The organism is Porphyrobacter sp. CACIAM 03H1 (genome assembly GCF_002215495.1).
In the GTDB taxonomy this organism is placed as follows: Bacteria; Pseudomonadota; Alphaproteobacteria; order Sphingomonadales; family Sphingomonadaceae; genus Erythrobacter.
Genome location: NZ_CP021378.1, coordinates 196,047 through 215,150, shown reverse-complemented (window position 1 = coordinate 215,150; position 19,104 = coordinate 196,047). Strand labels below are relative to the sequence as shown.

Annotated in this window: 25 protein-coding genes; 15 read left to right on the top strand and 10 right to left on the bottom strand. The window is 66.5% G+C overall.

The features are described 5' to 3' along the window. Positions 1-11: 11 nt before the first annotated feature. Positions 12-443, bottom strand: a complete 432-nt coding sequence (locus CBR61_RS01040) for a TIGR01244 family sulfur transferase (protein ID WP_088912695.1) — start codon at positions 441-443, stop codon at positions 12-14. Between the two features lie 259 nt (positions 444-702). On the opposite strand from CBR61_RS01040, the gene CBR61_RS17250 reads away from it, so the two are divergent. From CBR61_RS17250 to CBR61_RS01005, 7 genes are all read left to right on the top strand, one after another. Then, a complete protein-coding gene (locus CBR61_RS17250; protein ID WP_088912694.1) occupies positions 703-1,476 on the top strand; it encodes a cold-shock protein in 774 nt (257 codons plus the stop codon). A gap of 133 nt (positions 1,477-1,609) precedes the next feature. Next, complete coding sequence (locus CBR61_RS01030) at positions 1,610-2,809, top strand: aspartate aminotransferase family protein (RefSeq protein WP_088912693.1); 1,200 nt, start codon at positions 1,610-1,612, stop codon at positions 2,807-2,809. Then, complete coding sequence (gene argF / locus CBR61_RS01025; protein WP_172835905.1) at positions 2,806-3,756, top strand: ornithine carbamoyltransferase; 951 nt, start codon at positions 2,806-2,808, stop codon at positions 3,754-3,756. The genes CBR61_RS01030 and argF overlap by 4 nt, the downstream gene beginning before the upstream one ends. 54 nt (positions 3,757-3,810) lie before the next feature. After that, complete coding sequence (locus tag CBR61_RS01020) at positions 3,811-4,710, top strand: Hsp33 family molecular chaperone HslO (RefSeq protein ID WP_088912691.1); 900 nt, start codon at positions 3,811-3,813, stop codon at positions 4,708-4,710. Positions 4,711-4,796: 86 nt separating this feature from the next. Continuing rightward, positions 4,797-5,219: a DUF3617 domain-containing protein gene (locus tag CBR61_RS01015; protein WP_088912690.1), complete on the top strand. Its 423-nt coding sequence runs from the start codon at positions 4,797-4,799 to the stop codon at positions 5,217-5,219. Between the two features lie 45 nt (positions 5,220-5,264). Beyond that, positions 5,265-5,957 carry a 7-cyano-7-deazaguanine synthase QueC gene (gene queC / locus CBR61_RS01010; protein ID WP_088912689.1) on the top strand — a complete coding sequence of 231 codons (693 nt, stop codon included), beginning with the start codon at positions 5,265-5,267 and terminating at the stop codon, positions 5,955-5,957. Between the two features lie 50 nt (positions 5,958-6,007). Then, positions 6,008-7,567 carry a spinster family MFS transporter gene (locus CBR61_RS01005; protein WP_088912688.1) on the top strand — a complete coding sequence of 520 codons (1,560 nt, stop codon included), beginning with the start codon at positions 6,008-6,010 and terminating at the stop codon, positions 7,565-7,567. 236 nt (positions 7,568-7,803) lie between these two features. Here CBR61_RS01005 and CBR61_RS01000 read toward each other — a convergent pair whose 3' ends face one another. From CBR61_RS01000 to CBR61_RS17090, 4 genes are all read right to left on the bottom strand, one after another. Further along, positions 7,804-8,949: an OmpA family protein gene (locus tag CBR61_RS01000; RefSeq protein ID WP_088912687.1), complete on the bottom strand. Its 1,146-nt coding sequence runs from the start codon at positions 8,947-8,949 to the stop codon at positions 7,804-7,806. A 169-nt stretch (positions 8,950-9,118) separates the two neighbouring features. Next, entirely contained in the window at positions 9,119-9,985 is an 867-nt protein-coding gene (locus CBR61_RS17270; RefSeq protein WP_157696459.1) for a DUF2793 domain-containing protein, read from the bottom strand. Beyond that, entirely contained in the window at positions 9,982-10,218 is a 237-nt protein-coding gene (locus tag CBR61_RS17095; protein ID WP_233996799.1) for a hypothetical protein, read from the bottom strand. Before CBR61_RS17095 ends, CBR61_RS17270 begins: the two co-directional genes overlap by 4 nt. A gap of 39 nt (positions 10,219-10,257) precedes the next feature. Further along, on the bottom strand, positions 10,258-10,461 hold the full coding sequence (locus CBR61_RS17090; RefSeq protein WP_233996798.1) for a hypothetical protein: 204 nt from the start codon (positions 10,459-10,461) through the stop codon (positions 10,258-10,260). Positions 10,462-10,736: 275 nt separating this feature from the next. Here CBR61_RS17090 and CBR61_RS00985 point away from each other — a divergent pair, with 275 nt between their 5' ends. Continuing rightward, on the top strand, positions 10,737-11,006 hold the full coding sequence (locus CBR61_RS00985) for an usg protein (RefSeq protein ID WP_088912686.1): 270 nt from the start codon (positions 10,737-10,739) through the stop codon (positions 11,004-11,006). Positions 11,007-11,044: 38 nt separating this feature from the next. Here CBR61_RS00985 and spt read toward each other — a convergent pair whose 3' ends face one another. Beyond that, on the bottom strand, positions 11,045-12,271 hold the full coding sequence (spt, locus tag CBR61_RS00980; protein WP_088912685.1) for a serine palmitoyltransferase: 1,227 nt from the start codon (positions 12,269-12,271) through the stop codon (positions 11,045-11,047). A 14-nt stretch (positions 12,272-12,285) separates the two neighbouring features. After that, complete coding sequence (locus CBR61_RS00975; protein ID WP_088912684.1) at positions 12,286-12,528, bottom strand: acyl carrier protein; 243 nt, start codon at positions 12,526-12,528, stop codon at positions 12,286-12,288. Positions 12,529-12,662: 134 nt separating this feature from the next. Here CBR61_RS00975 and CBR61_RS00970 point away from each other — a divergent pair, with 134 nt between their 5' ends. Further along, positions 12,663-13,238 carry a Pycsar system effector family protein gene (locus CBR61_RS00970; RefSeq protein ID WP_172835904.1) on the top strand — a complete coding sequence of 192 codons (576 nt, stop codon included), beginning with the start codon at positions 12,663-12,665 and terminating at the stop codon, positions 13,236-13,238. 3 nt (positions 13,239-13,241) lie between these two features. On the opposite strand, the gene CBR61_RS00965 is transcribed toward CBR61_RS00970, so the two are convergent. Then, complete coding sequence (locus CBR61_RS00965; protein WP_088912683.1) at positions 13,242-14,171, bottom strand: hypothetical protein; 930 nt, start codon at positions 14,169-14,171, stop codon at positions 13,242-13,244. Positions 14,172-14,256: 85 nt separating this feature from the next. Continuing rightward, positions 14,257-14,619, bottom strand: coding sequence for a response regulator (locus tag CBR61_RS00960; protein ID WP_088912682.1), 363 nt, complete (start codon positions 14,617-14,619; stop codon positions 14,257-14,259). Positions 14,620-14,714: 95 nt separating this feature from the next. Here CBR61_RS00960 and CBR61_RS00955 point away from each other — a divergent pair, with 95 nt between their 5' ends. The 5 genes from CBR61_RS00955 to CBR61_RS00935 are packed head-to-tail and all read left to right on the top strand — an operon-like array spanning position 14,715 to position 17,897. Beyond that, complete coding sequence (locus CBR61_RS00955; RefSeq protein WP_088912681.1) at positions 14,715-14,951, top strand: DUF3572 family protein; 237 nt, start codon at positions 14,715-14,717, stop codon at positions 14,949-14,951. Further along, on the top strand, positions 14,948-15,568 hold the full coding sequence (locus CBR61_RS00950) for a hypothetical protein (RefSeq protein WP_088912680.1): 621 nt from the start codon (positions 14,948-14,950) through the stop codon (positions 15,566-15,568). Before CBR61_RS00955 ends, CBR61_RS00950 begins: the two co-directional genes overlap by 4 nt. A gap of 3 nt (positions 15,569-15,571) precedes the next feature. Then, positions 15,572-16,027 (top strand): RidA family protein, encoded by a 456-nt coding sequence (locus CBR61_RS00945; RefSeq protein ID WP_088912679.1) that lies wholly within the window; start codon positions 15,572-15,574, stop codon positions 16,025-16,027. Beyond that, entirely contained in the window at positions 16,024-16,752 is a 729-nt protein-coding gene (locus tag CBR61_RS00940) for a glycerophosphodiester phosphodiesterase family protein (protein ID WP_088912678.1), read from the top strand. The genes CBR61_RS00945 and CBR61_RS00940 overlap by 4 nt, the downstream gene beginning before the upstream one ends. Beyond that, entirely contained in the window at positions 16,749-17,897 is a 1,149-nt protein-coding gene (locus CBR61_RS00935; protein WP_088912677.1) for a GNAT family N-acetyltransferase, read from the top strand. Before CBR61_RS00940 ends, CBR61_RS00935 begins: the two co-directional genes overlap by 4 nt. Here the strand turns inward: CBR61_RS00935 and CBR61_RS00930 are convergent. Further along, a complete protein-coding gene (locus CBR61_RS00930) occupies positions 17,882-18,202 on the bottom strand; it encodes a hypothetical protein (protein WP_088912676.1) in 321 nt (106 codons plus the stop codon). The genes CBR61_RS00935 and CBR61_RS00930 overlap by 16 nt on opposite strands. Before the next feature lie 276 nt (positions 18,203-18,478). Here CBR61_RS00930 and dksA point away from each other — a divergent pair, with 276 nt between their 5' ends. Then, a complete protein-coding gene (gene dksA, locus CBR61_RS00925; protein ID WP_088912675.1) occupies positions 18,479-18,937 on the top strand; it encodes an RNA polymerase-binding protein DksA in 459 nt (152 codons plus the stop codon). Positions 18,938-19,104 lie beyond the last annotated feature (167 nt).

Below are 19,104 nucleotides of genomic sequence, written 5' to 3'. Positions count from 1 at the left end.
AGGCAGGCGCCTCAGCGCGCGGCGAGCATGTCGATCATGGTGCGAATCGGGCTCACGTCGTAGCCCGCCTGTGCAGCGGCGCGAGCGATGGCGTCAGGGTCCTCGCCCAGCTTCGCGCTCGCCAGCGCCCACAGCAGGGTCGATCGCGTGCCCGAGCGGCAATAGGCGAGAATCGGGCCCTCGGCCTGCTCCATCGCGGCGATCATGGCGTCGACCTGCGGCTCGCTGAAGCCGGCGTGGCCGACGGGAATCGCAACATAGTTGAGCCCCGCGGCGGCGGCGGCGGCTTCGATCGCGTCACTCTGGGGGGCGGAGGGCTCCTCGCCGTCGGGGCGGTTGTTGACGATGGTCGTCACGCCCTGTGCTGCTGCGGCAGCGATATCCTCCAGCGCAAGTTGCGGGCTGACCAGCATATTCTCGTTGATGCGGCGAAAATCGCTCATGGTTTGTCCTGCTTTTGACCGGGCCTCTTGCCCCGTTCATGCCCAAAGCCCGGCCCTTGCACAAGCATCGCCGGCCGGGCGTGGCGCGATGCCGATGGCGGGCCGGTAATTTCGTTCGCAAAGCAAGCTTTTGTGCGCTATACCTTCAGGAACGTGCGCTCCGGACCACAAGATCGGCGCGTCTGTGTCCGGTGCGGCTCACTGTCCACGACATCGGCACAATGGAGGACGGGCAGTGTGGCAAGGTACGTACTGATCTATGGGTTACGATAGGGGACGCCGGCGCGGCCGCGACAAGCGCGACGGTTTCGGCGAAGATGGCTTCGATCCGTTTGGCGGCGGGATGGACGGTTTTCCGCCCCCGCGCGACTTCGGCGACCGCGGCGGCGACCGTTTCGGCGGTGGTGACCGCTACGGCGGCGGCGGCGGCGGCGATCGCTACGGCGGTGGCGGTGGCGGCGGCCCGCGCGGCGGTGGCGGCGGCTTCGGCGGCGGCCCGCGTGGCGGCGGTGGTGGCGGTGGCGGCGGATTCAGCCGCATGCCCGCCCAGATCGTCGGCACCGGCAAGGGCACGGTGAAGTTCTTCAACAGCCAGAAGGGCTTCGGCTTCATCCAGCAGGAAGGCGGCGGCGAGGATGTGTTCGTGCACATCTCCGCAGTCGAGCGTGCCGGCCTCGAAGGCCTCGCCGAGGGGCAGGAGCTCCAGTACAACCTCGTGGACCGCGGCGGCAAGGTGTCGGCGCAGGACCTCCAGGTCGTGGGTGACGTGATCGCCGTGGCGGCCAAGCCCGCCGCACCCCAGCGCGAGCTGACGGGCGAGCGCGCCAAGGGCACAGTCAAGTTCTTCAACGCGATGAAGGGCTTCGGCTTCCTCGTGCGCGATGACGGCCAGCCGGACGCCTTCGTCCACATCAGCGCGGTCGAGCGTTCGGGCCTTTCGGGCATCAACGAGGGCGAGCGCTACGAATTCGATCTCGAAGTCGATCGACGCGGAAAGTACTCCGCCGTCAATCTGGCACCGATCGAAGGCTGACCCGGCCGCAACCCGATCCCCGCGGTTTGACCATGGGGAGCCGGAAGATTAAACGGAATGCAGATGGCGGCTCTGGATCAGGGCCGCCATTTGCGTTTCAGACCCCCGAATCTCATTCTCAGGAAACAGCATCATGTCGATCACTCCGCTCATGCCCGTCTATCCGCGTTGCGGTGTCCGGCCGGTGCGCGGCGAGCACTGCCATCTCATCGACGAGGACGGCACCCGCTACCTCGATTTCGCGAGCGGCATCGCGGTCAACCTGCTCGGCCACTCGCACGAGGGGCTGATCGGCGCGATCCAGCGGCAGGCGGCGACGCTGATGCATGTCTCCAACCTCTACGGCAGCCCGCAGGGGGAGAAGCTGGCGCAGATGCTGGTCGACACCACCTTCGGCGACACGGTGTTCTTCACCAATTCGGGCGCGGAAGCGGTCGAATGCGCGATCAAGACCGCGCGCGCCTATCACCAGAACGCGGGCGATGCCGGCAACCCCGAACGCTACGAGCTGATCACCTTCCACAACGCCTTCCACGGGCGGACGATGGCGACCATCAGCGCCTCGAACCAGACCAAGATGCACCACGGCTTCTCGCCGTTGCTGGACGGGTTCAAGTACGCGCCCTTCGACGATCTGGAAGCCGCCAAGGCCCTCATCGGTCCGCACACGGCGGGTTTCCTCGTCGAGCCGATCCAGGGCGAGGGCGGCATCCGCCCCGCGTCGGCCGAGTTCATGCAGGGCCTGCGCCAGCTCGCCGACGAGCATGACCTGATGCTGGTGCTCGACGAGGTGCAGTGCGGCGTCGCGCGCACGGGCAAGCTCTACGCCTACGAGCATTACGGGATCGAGCCCGACATCATGGCGACCGCCAAGGGCATCGGCGGCGGCTTCCCGCTCGGCGCCTGCATCGCCACCGAGAAAGCCGCGCGCGGCATGACCTTCGGCACCCACGGATCGACCTATGGCGGCAACCCGCTGGCGATGGCGGCGGGGACGGCGGTGATGGAGGCCGTGGCGAACGAGGCCTTCCTGAGCGAGGTTGCCGAGAAGGGCGAGCGCCTGCGCGCGCGGCTCGAACAGTTCATCGGCAACTACCCCGAGCTGTTCGAGCTGGTGCGGGGCAAGGGCCTGATGCTCGGCCTCAAGATGAAGATGGAAAGCCGCCCCTTCTATGTGCACCTGCGCGACAACCACCAGCTGCTGACCGTGGCCGCGGGCGACAACACCATCCGCATCATCCCGCCGCTGGTGATCGGCGATGCCGAAATCGACGAGTTCTTCGACAAGCTGTCCGCCGGTGCGGCCACCTTCAAGGTGCCCGAGGCGGCATGAGCGGCGCACGGGGGCGGATGCGGCACTTCCTCGACCTCGGCGATGCCGGGGGCGATGCGATCGCGGCCATGATCAATGACGCGCTGGACCGCAAGGCGGCGCGTTCCGGGCTGCCCAAGGGTGCGCCCGATGCCGACGCGCCGCTTGCGGGCCGCGTGCTGGCGCTGGTGTTCGAGAAGAACTCGACCCGCACCCGCGTCAGCTTCGACATCGCGATGCGCCAGCTGGGCGGCACGGTGCTGCTGCTCGATTCGGCTTCGAGCCAGCTGGGACGGGGAGAGACCATCGCCGACACCGCCCGCGTGCTCAGCCGGATGGTTGACGGCATCATGCTGCGCACCGACGATCACGCCAAGATCGAGGAGATGGCGGCCCACGCGACGGTGCCGGTGATCAACGGCCTCACGGACATGTCGCACCCCTGCCAGATCGTCGCCGACCTGCTGACGGTGATCGAGCACGGCAAGGCCCTGCCCGGGCTGGAGGTTGCGTGGTTTGGGGACGGGAACAACGTGCTCCACTCGATCCTCGAGGCGGCGGGGCTGATGAAGTTCAACGTCCGCGTCGCGACCCCGGCCGGCTACGAACCCGATCCCGCCTTCGTCGCACTCGCGCGCGAGCGCGGGGCGGTGGTCACGCTGACGCAGGACGCTGCCGCCGCCGCGCGCGGGGCGGACGTGATCGTCACCGACACCTGGATCTCGATGGGGCAGGCCCACGCCGAGGCGAAGCTCGCGGCGATGGCGCCCTATCAGGTCAATGCCGACCTGATGGCGCTGGCCAAGCCCGACGCGGTGTTCCTCCACTGCCTCCCGGCCCATGTCGGCGAGGAAGTCAGCGAGGACGTGTTCGAAGGCCCGCAGTCGGTGGTGTTCGACGAGGCGGAGAACCGCATCCACGCGCAGAAATCGGTGCTGTTGTGGAGTTTCGGGTTGCTCGGCGACTGAGCGCGATCAAGCGGGGTCTTTCGCCTGACACGAAGTATCCCCATATGGCGCGTCATGGCTGACACGACCGATATTGCCGAGACCTTCGCCGACACGCTGATGGGCTTCACCCTGCCGGGGCGCAATGCGCGCGGGCGGATCGTGCGGATGGACAGCGTGCTGGAGCAGGTGCTCTCGGCCCATGACTATCCCGCGCCGATCACGCATCTGCTGGGCGAGGCGCTGGTGCTGGGCGCGCTGATGGGCGGGCTGCTCAAGGGCGAAGAGGCGCAGATGACCATGCAGGCCCAGACCCGGGGCGGGATCGTGAGCCTGCTGGTGTGCGACTATCGCGCCGGCGCGGTGCGCGGCTATGCCGAGTTCGATGGCGAGCGGCTGGCCGCGCTGGGCGCGAACCCGAGCCTTTCGGCGCTGTTCGGGGAAGGCTATCTCGCGATCACCTTCGAGACCGAAGGGCGCCAGCGCTATCAGGGGATCGTGCCGCTCGAGGGCGACAGCCTCGCCGAGGCGTGCGAGAGCTATTTCGGCCAGTCGGAACAGATCCCGACGCTGATCCGGGTCGCCAGTCGTGCAGGCGCGGGCGGACGGACGGCGGCGGGCCTGCTGGTCCAGCACCTGCCCGACGGCGAGGAGGGGCGCGAGCGGCTCCACGTGCGGATGGATCATCCCGACTGGGAGCACGTCGCCGTAATGGCGGGCTCGATCAGCCACGACGAGCTGCTCGATCCGGAGCTGTCGCTCGAGGCGATCGCCTGGCGGCTATTTCACGAGGAGGAGGAAGTGCGGGTGCTGCCCGGCGCGGCGCTTTCGCGCGGATGCCGCTGCACCGCGGCGCATTACGAGGCGATCATCGCCCGCTTCCCGCCCGAGGAACAGGAAGACATGCGGGGCCCCGACGGGGTGATCGCGGTCGACTGCGCCTTCTGCTCGAAGACCTTCGCCCTCGCGATCTGATCCTTCGTCGAAAAGGCCGGGCATTTTCGTACCCGAAGGCCAATTTTTGCAATTCGCAGCTGCCGAAAGCTGGCAAGAGGAACGGGATGACCGACGCAAACACAACCCGGATACGCAGGCTGGCGCCGTGGGGCCTCGCGGCTGCCGGTGCGGCGCTGTGCCTCGCCGTGCCTGTGCTCGCGCAGGGGGCCGGGCTCGCCATGCTCGGCACGCTGACCAAGGGCGAATGGACGATCAAGCAGCGCGGCGGCGCGGCGGACCGGAAGATCTGCCTCAAGTCCGGGGCCGAGCTGATCCAGCTGATGCACCGCGAGAGCGGCTGCAGCCGTTTTGTGGTCGAAGACGACGCGGCGCGGGTGACGGTGCAATACACCTGCCCCGGCAACGGCTATGGCCGCACCAGCATCCGCCGCGAGACGGGCGCGCTCGTGCAGCTCGAAAGCCAGGGCATTCACGACGGGATGCCGTTCCAGATGACCGCCGAGGCCCGCCGCACTGGGCCGTGCTGAGGCGGCTCCATTGCCTTTGCCCGCCGCCGTGTTAGGGCCGCGCGCATGAGTGAACCGGGACAAACCAAGCCCTTGGCCGTGGTGCTGCTGTCGGGCGGGCTGGATTCGATGGTGACGGCTGCGCTGGCGCAGGAAGCGGGCTTCGCCGTCCACGCGCTGACGGTCGATTACGGACAGCGCCACAAGCTCGAGCTGCAATCGGCCGCGCGCATTGCCGGGAAGCTGGGCCTTGCCCGTCACACCCAGATCGCGCTCGACCTGCGCGCCTTCGGCGGCTCGGCGCTCACCGATGCGATCGATGTGCCCAAAGGCGGGGTGGGGGACGATATCCCGGTAACCTACGTGCCGGCGCGCAACCTCGTGTTCCTCGCGCTGACCACCGCCTGTGCGGAGGCGGCGGGGGCGCGCGACGTGTTCATCGGGGTCAATGCGCTGGACTATTCGGGCTATCCCGATTGTCGGCCGGAATTCATCGCCAGCTTCGCCGAGACCGCGCGGCTCGGCACCAAGGCGGGGGTGGAGGGCGCACCCTTCACGATCCACGCGCCGCTCCAGCACATGACCAAGGCGGACATCGCCCGCGAATGCGCGCGGCTGGGGCTCGATCCGGCGTGGAGCTGGTCGTGCTACGACCCGACGCCCGAGGGGCGCGCCTGCGGGCTGTGCGATTCCTGCCGCTTGCGGAAAAAGGGTTTTGCCGAGGCGGGGATTGTCGATAGCACCGCCTACAACGCCTGAAAGGGCGGGCCCGTCCGGGCCATGGGACTATCCGAGAGAGGGGATCAGCTTTGACCGAGGACACGACGGCTGCCGCCAGCCGCAGCGAACAACCTGCATCCGCCTACAGCTGGTATGTGCTGGGCGTTCTGGTGGTGGTCTACATCCTCAACTTCATCGACCGGCAGATCCTCTCGATCCTCGCCGTCGACATCAAGCGCGACCTCGAGTTGACCGACGGACAGCTGGGCTTTCTCGGAGGCGCGGCCTTCGCGGTGTTCTACGCGCTGTTCGGGGTGCCGCTCGGCCGGCTGGCGGACCGCTGGCACCGGGTGCGGCTGCTGACGATCGGTCTGGTGCTCTGGTCGACCATGACCGCGCTGTCGGGGCTGGCGCGCAATTACCTGACGCTGTCGCTCGCCCGCATGGGCGTCGGGGTGGGCGAGGCGACGGCGAGCCCGACGGCCTATTCGCTGATCTCCGACTATTTTCCTTCGCGCCAGCGGGCGACCGCGCTCGCGATCTATTCCTCGGGCCTGTATCTCGGGGGAGGGGTGTCGCTGCTGATCGGCGCGAAGATCTCGCAGCTCTGGGACGCGGCCTATCCGGGCGGCGGTCTGGCGGGGCTGGTGGGATGGCAGGCGGCGTTCATCGCCGTGGGCGTGCCGGGGCTGCTGCTGGCCGTGTGGGTGGCCTCGCTGCGCGAGCCTGTGCGTGCGCCGGATCCGGGCCGGACGGGGGGGCGGCACCCGCTGGCCGACTTCTTCGTCGACCTGTCGATGCTGCTGCCGCCGCTCACCTTCTACCACGCGATGCGGCGCGGACCGAAGGCGCTTATCGTCAACATCGCCATGGCCGCGGCGATGACCGCGCTTGCGCTGGTGATGATCGAGCTGACCGGCAACCTGCCGCAATGGTCGGCGATCGCCTTCGGCTATTATGCGGTGTTCTCTTGGGCCGCGACCCTGCGCCGGCATGACCCGGCGACGTTCAGCCTGATCTGGGGAACGCCGGCCTTCATCTGCACCGCGCTCGGCTACGGGCTGGTCTCGCTCGGCGCCTATGCGCTGGCCTTCTGGGCGGCGCCCTATGCCGAGACCGTGCTCGCGCTGCCGAAGGCGGAACTGGCCCTCGTGCTGGGTGGCAACGGCGCCGTGTCGGGCTTTCTGGGGGTGATCCTCGGCGGGCGCATGTCCGACTGGCTGCGCGCCCGCAATCCTTCGGGCCGGATTCTCGTGATCATGTTCGGCATTCTCGCCCCGGTGATCCCGATCTGGGTCGGCTTCACCACCGAGAGCGCGCTGGTGTTCTACCTGATGAACTTCCTGGCCGGTATGTTTGCCGCGACCGCCCTGGGCGCAGCTGCCGCCACGACGCAGGATCTTGTCCTGCCCCATATGCGGGGCACAGCCACGGCGTCATTCTTCCTGGCGACGACGCTCGTCGGGCTGGGGCTAGGGCCTTACATGGTCGGCCAGATCTCGGAGCTGAGCGGGAGCATGCGGACCGGCGTGCTGTCGCTGATCGGGGTGGCGCCGATCTCGCTGGCGCTGCTGATCTGGGCCTATCGGGCCCTGCCGCAAGCCGAAGCGACGATGGCCGAGCGCGCGGCGGCCGCCTCGGCGGCATAGCCAACGGGGCGTTCCACACACACACAAGAAAGCGCGCCGCAGCGCGGGGCTCACCCGTGCTGCGGCGCGTTTTTCCGTGTCATGCCGTTGTGCGCCCATCGGTCGATAGGGATGCGCTGTCGGTGGAGTCTGCAAACAAGGTTGCGACACGCGCTCCCGTGCCCGACCATGCTCCGGCCAACAAAAAAGGGGCCGGATTTCTCCGGCCCCTCTTTCTGTAGCCTGGAAGGCTGGGCTTACATGCCCGAGCCCGGACCGTAGGTCACCTCCACGCGACGGTTCTGCGCTTCGCGCACGCCGTCGGCGGTCGGGACCCGCGGCTTGGTTTCGCCGAAGGCCTGCCCGGTGATGCGGGCAGCCGGGATACCACGGCCGGTCAGGTAGTTGCGAACCGAGGTGTTGCGACGCTCGGCCAGCCCTTCGTTGTACTTCGCGCTGCCCGCACGGTCGGTGTGACCGGCCAGCATGACGCTCGCAGTGCCGCAGTTCGCATAGGCGGTGACGGCGCTGTTGAGGATGCCGGCGGCTTCCGCAGTGATGTCCGACTTGTCGAAGTCGAAGAACACGATGTACGGGCCCGTGTTGCACGGCGCCTTCGGCGGCGGCGGGGGCGGCGGGGGAGGCGGCGGCGGGGGAGGCGGCGGCGGGGGCGGCGGGGGCGGCGGCGGCGGAGCCGGCTCTTCACCACCGAAGTTGTAGGTGATGGTGCCGAGGACCGAGTGGCTGGTCAGGCTCGATTCGAGCGGACGTCCAATCGTGTCCACAATGCCGATGTCCGGCATGTTGAAGTAGCGATACTTGAGGCCAATATCCCACGATTTGCTTAGCGGAGCTCGAATGCCCGCAAGAAGCTGCCAAGCGAGGCCGGTGTCTGAGTCATCGTATGCGCCCGGACCGCGTTGGTCGAACTGAGCGTTCATATCCACTCGGGCAACGCCGATACCGCCGCCAGCGAAAGCCTGAAGGCCGTCATCCGAACCGAAGTCGAACAGGCCGTTGAGCATGAAACTGAGCGCGTTAATCTCCCAAAGAGCCGGAGCGGTTTGGTTTGTTAAACGACCATTACGACCGCCCGGGCTACCGATCGGGTCGATCTGAAGTCCCTGCCGTCCAGCAGCGACGTCGTCCACGTTGGCTGCGCGGTAACTTGCTTCGGCTTCAAGGCGAAACGCACCGAAATCGTGACCTACGATGGCGCCAAAATCGAACCCCGTGTTATAATTTGCTCGAGCGTCGTCGGGTGCGCCATTGACGTCGATGTCCTGATCTTCGACGAGCATGACGCCGCCGTTACCCTCGATGTACCATTGGCCTTCACGAGCCATGGCAGGCGTAGCTAGCGCAGTCGACGCCAGCGCCGCCCCAATGATGAGTTTGCGCATTTCCAAATTTCCCCTTTGCGTTAGACTTGAGGCACCCGGCGTCTCTATCTTTTCCCCCGACGCGAGGCAAGCGATCAATGCCTCTCCGGTGTTGCAAGAATGTCGCGTTAAAGCGGCGCATTAGAAAATACTTGCAGAAAAGGGGCGTGTTTCCGCCGTTTTTCGAAGATCAGGATGCGGCCGGTCCGAGTATCCCGATTGCCATCAGGGCCTGAATCAGCCCCGCCAGCGCGGCCCGCGCCTCGGTGTCCACGACCGCCCCTGCCGAGGGCATGACAGGGGCTGTCGCGACCTCCCATTGCGACCGGAACATGATCGTCCGGACGGCATCGCGATCGAACAGGAGCATGCCCTCGGCCGGTGCTACGAAGTGCCAGCCACCGCCGATCAGGATGGCAATGCTGTCTTCGTGGCCCGCCCAGGCGCCCGTGGCCGTGGCGGTCACCCGAAAGGCTCGCCCTCTGCAGCAGCGGCCGGCGGTGCCGGGCGGGACGCGATGACCGCTCGGGCGTGGAGGGCATCCAGCAGGCCGAGTGCCTGGTTGACGAAGAACTCCTTCTGCGCCTGACCGGCAGGCATGGCTGTGCTGGGGGCTGCGCAGGCTTTCCGGCTCGGCCGCCGAGAAGAGCTGCGCCTGCGCCCCGTTGCGGAAGCGGACGCGGTGCAGCGAGGGTTCGAACAGGGGCTTGTGCCCCGGCCAGCAGATTGCCAGCAGCCCGCTCTCGCCTTCCACCATCACCGCGCGCGCCTCGGCCAGCGAGGACGAGACCAGCGCGATCCGGGCGTCGGGATTGGCATCGGCGATCATCCGCACCCACTCGGCGCCCGAACGGGTCTTGCCGAAGCCGCGCCCGGCCATGATCATCCAGATGCGCCAGTCACCCTCGGGCGGGAGCTGGTTCTCGGGCGCGGTGTATTCCCACAGATAGGCGAAGCTGTTGCGCTCGTTCCGGTCCAGCGCCTCGGTGACCTGGCGGCGCAGCTTGTCCCCGTCTTCCGAGAAGTCGGAGATCATGTCGTTGAAGGGGCCGGTCATAGGCCCCTGGCTTCCGCGGCGGCCCGCTGGCGGGCGATGCGCTTGCGGATGTCCTCGATCTTGCGGTCGATCGAGGCGCGCACCTCGGCGGCGCTGACATCCTGCACCTCGCAGGCCCCGCGCGCGGCGGTGTTGCGGTGGGCCGCCAGCAGGCGGATGGAGTTGGCGAAGTCGAACTTGCCGTCATCGGCGGTGCGTGCGTCGCCTTCGCGCAGGTGACGCACGACGTCCATTTCGAGGTGCAGATAGCCTTCCGCGAGGGCAACGAGCCACTAGCGGGCGAATTCGGGTTCCTCGCGCCGCACCTTGTAGGCGCGGCTCACGCTGATCCCGGCCTTTTCCGCCGATGCGGTGACGTTCGAGCTTTCGGCGAGGTGATCGAGGAACAGGCGGCGCCAGTTGTTGTTGATGTGCCCGCTTTCCCCGGCCTTCAGGCCCGGGCGGATGACGATGCGCTTGCCGGGCGGTTTGGCCATGGCGGATACTCCTGGACCGCAGACACGGAAAAGGCGGCGCTCCGGTCCGGAGGGCCGCCCTTGGGCGAATCGCAATTTTCCGATGATGCCTTCTGATAACCAGATAGCGTCACGATGTCAAGAAAAATCACCAATCCGGTTATCTGGCAGAATGCGGAAGGGGGTCGCGGCACGCGCCTGCCGGAGAAGTGGTCTGCGGTTCCCCATTGACCGCAAACAGGAATATGCGATTTTTCGAGGGCCCCCTTCCTGTCATGTCAACGAAAGGAGAGGTGATGACAGATCGCGCGTTCCTGGCCCAGATGGTAGGCTACGGCCTGTCGACGGTCGAGATCCACTACTGGATGCCCGATCACCGCAACCTGCTGCAGCGGTTCGTGATGCAGCAATACGACGTGGCACCGCAATTTCCCGAGCTCGACCGGTTCCTCGGCTTCTGGCGGCGCGAGATCGACGCGGTGCTGCATTCGGTGCGGGTGGCGCACAAGCACCTGATCGGCCCGCAGGAATGGCGGGCCGTCGACGGGATCATTTCGATCCACTGAACCGAAAGGGCGGGGCGATCGCCGCCCCGCGCCGCACCTCAGATAATCCCGATCGCCTTGCCGGCGCGTTCGAAAATGCCGAGGATGGTCTGGACCTGTTCGGCAGAATGCTCTGCGCACAGCGAGCAGCGCAGCAGGGTCATGCCCGCCGGGGTCGCCGGGGGACGGGCCAGATTGACGTAGAGGCCTTCCTTCAGGAGCGCCTCCCACATCATCGCGCCGCGTTCCAGATCCGGCATGATGACGGCGATGATCGCGCTCTGGGGCTCGTCGGTGCCGAGCTTGAAGCCGAGATCGCGCAGGCCCTTGTGAAGGGTGCGGCTGTTCTCCCACAGATGCGCGCGCTTGTTGCCGCCGTGCATCAGCTTGCGGATCGAGGTGGCCGAGCTCGCCATCACGCTCGGCGGCAGGGCGGCGGTGAAGACGTAGGGACGGCACACCAGCCGCAGCACCTCGAACTTCGGGTGGTTCGACACGCAGAAGCCGCCGACCGTGCCGACGCTCTTGGAGAAGGTGCCGATGATGAAATCGACCTGGTCGAGCACGCCCTGCTCCTCGGCGACGCCGCGGCCGTGCTCGCCGATGAAGCCCATCGAGTGCGCCTCGTCGACCAGCACCATTGCCCCGTGGGCCTTGGCGATGCGGACCATCTCCTTGAGCGGGGCGACGTCGCCCATCATCGAATAGACGCCTTCCAGCACAACCAGCTTGCCCGCGCCTTCGGGGATGCGCTTCAGGCGCTTTTCCAGCGCCTCGACGTCGTTGTGCTTGAACGGCACGACCTCGGCCTTGCCCATCGCGCAGCCATCGTAGATCGAGGCGTGACTGTCGATGTCGAGGATGATGTAGTCGCCCTTGCCTGCCAGCGTCGAGATGATCCCGAGGTTGGCCTGATAGCCGGTCGAGAAGACCATCGCGTGGTCCATGTCGTAGAATTCGCGCAGCGCCGCCTCGACATCGCGGTGGTCGCGGAAGGTGCCGTTGAGGACGCGGCTGCCGGTGGTGCCGGCGCCGAAATCCTCCATCGCCTGCTTGCCCGCGGCGATGACGTCATCGTCGAAGGTCATCCCCATGTAGTTGTAGGTGCCGAGCAGGATCGTGTCGCGCCCGTTGCATATCGCTTGCGTGGGCGAGAGCACCTTTTCCATGACGAGGTTGAACGGATCCTCCACCCCTGCGGCAAGCAGCGCCTCGCGAGTCTGGATGATGGGATCGAACTTGGCGAGCAGATCGACCGGCTCAGTCTGGGCAAGGGTGTCGTTCATAGCAGTTGCCATTATCAGCTATCCTGCAGCTTGTGGACTGCCGCCACCAATTGGCCCCAGTTTTCGATCTCGGCCTGCTGGTTCATGCTGATGATGATGTCGAATTCGTCCTCGATCGCGGCGACGAAATCCATCACCGTCAGGCTGTCGAACTCGAGATCGCCGGCAAAGGTGGTCGCATCCTCGATGGCTATGCCTTTCTTGTTGAAGGGCTCGACGAGATTGCGGATGGCGGCATCGACGTCTGCGGGGCTCATGGCGGGTCTGCTTTCTTCGGATCGGTTGTCGCGCGGGACTTAGCCCGGTATTACGGCTGCAAAGCGGCGGATGATGCAGCTTGTCAAGTTTTCGCCGCGCCCATCCGGGATGCGGCAGCCGATCCGGGGGGATGATGGCTGAAGAACCCGTGCAGTCCGAAACGCCCAAGGCCGCGCCTTCGCTGCCTTCGCCCTCCGGCTATTCGAACCACGCGATCCATCTGGTGCGCACCGCGCAGCAGATCAACCTCGCCCTGAGCCAGATGGCCGACCAGAAGGCCTCGATCCTGATGGGGGCGACCTTCCTCGTATTCACGATCGCGGTCGGACAGGCGCGGGGCGGGACGCTGCCCGTCTCGCTTGCCGTCCTCGCCCTGTTCGCCTTCATCTCGGCGATGTGCGCGGTGTTCGCGGTGCTGCCTTCGGTGAGCAGTCCGGCGTCGGCCAAGCTCAATGACGGCGTGCCCAACAAGCTGTTCTTCGGTTGCTTCACCCACATGGACGAGGGCGAATGGGCCGAGAGCATCCTCGATGAACTCCACGCCGACGAAACCGTGTTCCGCACCATGCTGCACGACATCTACCAGAACGGGCAGGTGCTCCAGCGCAAGAAGTACAAGTACCTCGCCTATGCCTACAAGAGCTTCATGGCCGGGCTCGTGCTGACGGTGATCACCTTCGCACTGGAATATGCGCTGCCGATCGCCTGAGCGTCAGTTCTGCAACTTGATCCGGCAGTCGCTCTGGTCGGCCTCGCACTGCGCCGCATAGGCCGCGACCACGGCCCGCGGCACCCGCACCTGGAACGCGCCCGGGCCGAGGCTGTAAAGCCCTTGCAGATAGGCGCGGTCGAAATCCGTGAGCGCCTGCGGGGCCACGTCCGGACCATCGGCAAACAGGCTCAGCATCGAGGGCAGGCCGATGCCGCCGAAATCGATCTGGCGGCGTGGCATGCCGAGGATGTGGAGCGCGGCATGATCGGCGATCTGCCCCAGCGTTGCGCCGCCGAGTTGGTTTGCATCATACATCACCACCGACAGGGTCTTTGGGCGGTAGGTGGACGAGGCGGTGCGGGACGCCGCAGTGCTCTGCGAGACGACGAGGCCGAGGTCGTTGAAGGTCACTCCTTGCGCATTGGCGGTGGCAAGCATGCTCCACCACACCACCGGCCGTTTGCCGCGCACCTCGCTCTCGATCCGGCGGGTGTGCACATCGCGGAAGGGCAGCACCCCCACGAGATCGAGCCGCTTGCTCACCAGCCGCTTGTACATCCCTTCGGGGTCATCGACCACGATCACCACCGCATTGGCCCGGCATCCGGCACGCGGTTCTCCCAGGCCGAGTTCGAGCGAGGTGGCAAGGATGCGATCGGCCACGAAGCGGGCCTGCTCCGGTTCCAGCCCTGCTACCTCGATGCACAGCGGCTGGAAAAAGCGCGGCATGGATTCGACAACGCTAAGGCGCTCGGTCATCTGCCGCAGGTTGTCCTTGAACACCTGGCGCGCCATCTCGCGCTGGCTGAGCACTTCGATCTCGGTGCTGTCCTGTTCGAGTCGGCCAGCCTGATCGCGGGCAGACAGCGCGGCGGGATGGGTCAGCACCGCCGCAGCAAGAGCAAGAATCCCGAGGGCTGCGGCGCGCATTCGAACCTCCCGTAATATGCTAATTTATGTAGATAATTTTAGCGACGGAAGGCTGAATGGCCCATGAACTCCGGTCCCTGACCGCTCACACCAGGGCGTTCACCGCGCTCATGAACGGTCCGATCGACACCGGCTTCGACAGATAGCCCTCGGCCCCTGCCGCGCGGATACGTTCCTCGTCACCCTTTGCGGCGAAGGCGGTCACCGCGAGCACCGGGATGCCGGCCAGCCGCCGGTCCCGCTTGGCGGCCTCGATCAGGTCGACGCCGGAGATCCCGCCGAGCTGGATGTCCATGATGATGAGATCGGGCGAGACCGCGCGCGCCGTGTCCAGCACCTTGTCGCCCTCGGCCACCGGCTCCACATCAAAGCCGTTGGCCCTGAGCACATCGCAGAACAATTTCCGGTTGAGGTCATTGTCCTCGACAACCATGATCCGCTTTGTCACTGAACGCCCCGCTTTTCGCCCGTTCCGTCAGTTACCCGCAGCCGAAGGACAGGACAATCCCGCATCGTCCCCCATCCGAGCCCGCATATCCCGAAATGCTGGCGCTCGCCGCGCTCGGCTGGGTGCTGGAATCCGAGGATCGCGCCGCGCGCTATCTTGAACTTACCGGTCTCGATCCCGATTCTCTGCGGACCGGTCTCGGCGATCCCGTGATCCTCGCCTCGGCGCTCGAATTTCTCGCCAACCACGAACCCGATCTGATCCGCGCGGCCGAGGCCCTTGCCGTCACGCCCGAGGAACTGGTCGCCGCCAAGGACGCTCTGACAGCATGACCCGCCCCCTGATCATCTCCGATTGCGACGAAGTGCTGCTGCACATGGTCGCGCCCTTCAAGGACTGGCTGGAGGCGAGCCAAGGCGTCAGTTTCCACCTCGAAGGCCACAATTTCGCCGAGGCCCTGCGCTGGCAGGACAGCGGCGAACTGCTCGCCCCGCCCGATATCTGGAAGATGCTGCGGCTCTTCTTCGACAACGAGATGGACTCGCAGAAACCGATCGCCGGCGCGGTCGAAGGGATCAACACGCTGGCCGAAAAGGCCGACGTCGTGATCCTAACCAACCTCGTTGACCATCACCGCGATGCGCGGGCCGAGCAGCTCGCCAAGGTCGGGATCAATGCCCGGGTGTTCACCAATCAGGGCCCCAAAGGCCCCGCCCTGAAGGCGATCATCGACGAGTATGCCCCCACCCGCGCGCTGTTCATCGATGACCTCGCCCAGCACCACGCCTCGGTCGCCGAAATCACGCCGCACGTGACGCGGCTCCACCTGTGCGGCGAGCCGATGATCGCCCATGCCATCGATTGCGCCCACAAGGCCGGCCACGCCCATTCGCGGATCGACCGCTGGGACGAGGCCCTGCCGTGGCTGCTTGAACAACTGGAGGACTGAAACATGAGTTACACCGCACGCCTCGCCGAACTCGGCATCACCCTTCCCAAGGCCGCCGCGCCGGTCGCCAGCTATGTGCCGGTCGTGGTGCATGGCGGCATCGCCTATGTCTCGGGCCAGCTGCCCTTCGTGGAGGGAGCAGTCGTGACAGGCCGGCTGGGTGATGATGTCGACGTCGAAGCCGGAAAGGCTGCGGCGCGCGCCTGCGGGCTGATGATCGTGACCCAGCTCCAGGCGGCAGGTCTGCTCGACCAGGTCGAGCGGGTGGTGAAGCTCGGTGCCTTCATCAACTGCACCGCCGATTTCACTCAGCAGCCGGAAGTCGCCAATGGCGCCTCGGACCTGATGGAGCAGATCTTCGGCGGCGCCGGCCAGCACGCGCGGGCCGCTGTCGGCGTGCCCGCCCTGCCGCGCGGAGCGGCGGTCGAAGTCGATGCGATTGTCGCGCTGAAGGCATGACGGCAAGGCCAGCTCCCGACTGGCTGACCGCGTGGGAATATGCCCACCGCGGACTGCACGGCGCGGGCGTGCCCGAGAACTCGCGGGCCGCCGCCGAGGGCGCGATCGCGCGCGGCATGGGGATCGAATGCGATATCCAGATGAGCCGCGACAACGTGCCGCTGGTGTTCCACGACCGGGAGCTCGACCGCCTCACCAGCGAACGCGGGAAGGTCGCCGCTCGCGCCGCTGACGATCTGTGTCGCATTCCCCTGCTCGAAACGCAGGGGACGATCTGGCGCCTGTCCGAACTGCTCGATCTGGTCGCGGGCCGGGTGCCGATCCTCGTCGAGGTCAAAGCCCAGCCGCATCTCGCAGTGGCCGAATCCTGTATCGCCATTGCCAAGGTGCTGGCGGATTATACGGGGCCGCTGGCGGTGATGAGCTTCGATCTCAGGGTGGGCGAATGGTTCGCGAAGAACGCGCCGGAGGTGGTGCGCGGTCTGGTCGTCACCGACACGCTCGATCACGGCTACCGCCATGCATGGCGTGCGCCCCATGCGCTCGAGCGCGCGCGTCCCGATTTCCTTGCCAGCGACGTGCGCGACATTCCCAATGTGCTCGCCAGCCTGTGGCGCGAGAGCGGGCGGGCGCTGCTGACCTGGACGGTGCGCTCCGTAGAAACGCGGGAGCGGGGCCTTGCCCATGCCGATGCGCTGATCGCGGAAGGGGCGGGGCTGGCGTGAGTTCCCCGGAGCTGACGGTGCGCATCGCCTCCTCGGTCGGCGCGTTCGACGCGGCGGATTGGAACGCGCTGGGCGGCAACGACAACCCTTTCGTCTCCCACGAATTCCTCACCGCGATGGAGGATTCGGGTAGCGTCGGCCCCGGAACCGGCTGGGAGCCGGCGCCGATCGCCATCACCGACGATGCGGGGCGGTTGCTGGCCGCGATGCCCTCCTACGCCAAGGGGCACTCGCAGGGGGAATATGTCTTCGACCATAGCTGGGCCGATGCCTGGCACCGCGCGGGCGGGCGCTACTATCCGAAGCTCCAGATCGCGGCGCCCTTCACCCCAGCCACGGGTCCGCGCCTGTTGCTGAGCGATGAGGGTCTCGCCCCGCACTTGCTGAAAGGCGCGGAGGCGGTATGCCTTCAGAACAAGCTGTCCAGCGCCCACGCGACCTTCATCGATCCCGCGCAGCTCCCGCTTTTCGAGGAAGCGGGATGGATGCCGCGCGCCGATATCCAGTTCCACTGGTTCAACCGCGGCTATGCCAGCTTCGAGGATTTCCTCGGCGCGCTGTCCTCCCGCAAACGCAAGGACCTGCGCAAGGAGCGCGCCGCCGCGGTAGAGGGCCTGACGATCCGCCACCTCACCGGCCGCGACATCGGCGAGGAGCACTGGGACGCCTTCTGGGTCTTCTATCAGGACACCGGCGCAAGGAAGTGGGGTAGCCCCTATCTGACTCGCGAGGCCTTCAGCCTGCTGGGGGAGCGGATGGGGGACCGGATCGTGCTGATCCTCGCCTATGACAGGGCCGAGGCGATTGCCGGGGCGCTCAATTTCGTGGGCAAGGATGCGCTCTACGGCAGGTACTGGGGCTGCACCCGCGAGGTGCGCTTCCTGCATTTCGAGCTGTGCTACTATCAGGCGATCGACGCCGCCATCGCGCGGGGTCTGGCACGGGTCGAGGCCGGGGCGCAGGGCGGGCACAAGCTGGCGCGCGGCTATGAACCGGTGCAGACTTGGTCCGCGCACTGGATCGCCGATCCGGGCTTTCGCGCGGCGGTCGCCGATTTTCTCGAACGCGAACGCGCCGGGGTGGCGAGCGACCAGCTCTATCTTGGCGGTCGCACGCCGTTCAGGAAAGATCAGGCGGCGCGCTGACGGCCCTCGGCGAGCCATTGGCGCGCGCGGCGCTGGGCTTCGGCGATCTCGCGGGCGGTCATCTCTTCCGAAATGTCGGCGCGGCAATGGGCGGCTTCCTCATGGCCGCGCGCGGCGGCGAGGTTGAACCACTTGTGCGCCTCGATCAGATCGCAGGGCGCACCGTTGCTGCCCGTCGAGAAAGCGACGCCGAGGTCATAGCAGGCTCCCGCATCGCCGCATCCCGCTGCGGCCAGCCAGGCCCCGAGCTGGTTTTCGCCGGCATTCTCGCGGGAGAGGTTCGTCCCGATTGCGATGATGTTCATGTCTGGTCCCCGTCTTTACCGGATCGCCCCCCTCGGCGTCCTTCCGTGGTCGGAGAAGTGCGGCAATTATGGTCAAAAATTAGTTAACGCGATTTGCGCCTTCGGTGCGCGCGCTTTTGCCCCCGCCTCGCTGCCAAAGCCGCTTGTGCCCCTCGGGGGCCTTCCCTATAGGGCCCCCAGTGCTTTCCGCTTGCTGGGACCAAGTGAGCCGATGAAAATATTCAGGGCGTCAGGACGCGATGGTCTTCCCAGCGGCTCACGGGACGAGAGAGCTTGATGCCAACCACCGCGTCTGACGACATCGATATCCTCGAAAAGGCCAAGCGCCTTCTCGCACCGGACTATGTCCCGGGCGAGGACGAGGAATACATGAACGAGCGCCAGCAGGCCTATTTCCGGATGCTGCTGATCGAATGGAAGCGCTCGATCCATTCCGCCGCCGGACAGACGTTGCAATCGCTCCAGGACGGGCCGATCCGCGAGGCCGACCTGACCGACCGCGCCTCGAGCGAGACGGACTGGGGCATCGAACTGCGCACCCGGGACCGCCAGCGCAAGCTCGTCGCCAAGATCGACGCTGCGCTGCGGCGGATCGATTCCGGCGAATACGGCTATTGCGAGGTCACCGGCGATCCGATCGGCCTGAGGCGGCTGATCGCCCGGCCTGTCGCCACGATGACGGTCGAGGCCCAGGAAGCCCACGAGCGGCGCGAGAAGGTCTCGCGCGACGACTGATATCAACAGGGCGGCCAAGACCTGTGCCGCCTTGGGACGCCCTGCAACAAGCGGGGCCCGCGAGGGGCTCGGTTTACCGCGCGTTAACCGCGAATGGCCCACCTTCGACATTGCAATGCCGCGTCGACGGGTGATCCATGACGCGGCAACAGGTCGACTGATTTTGG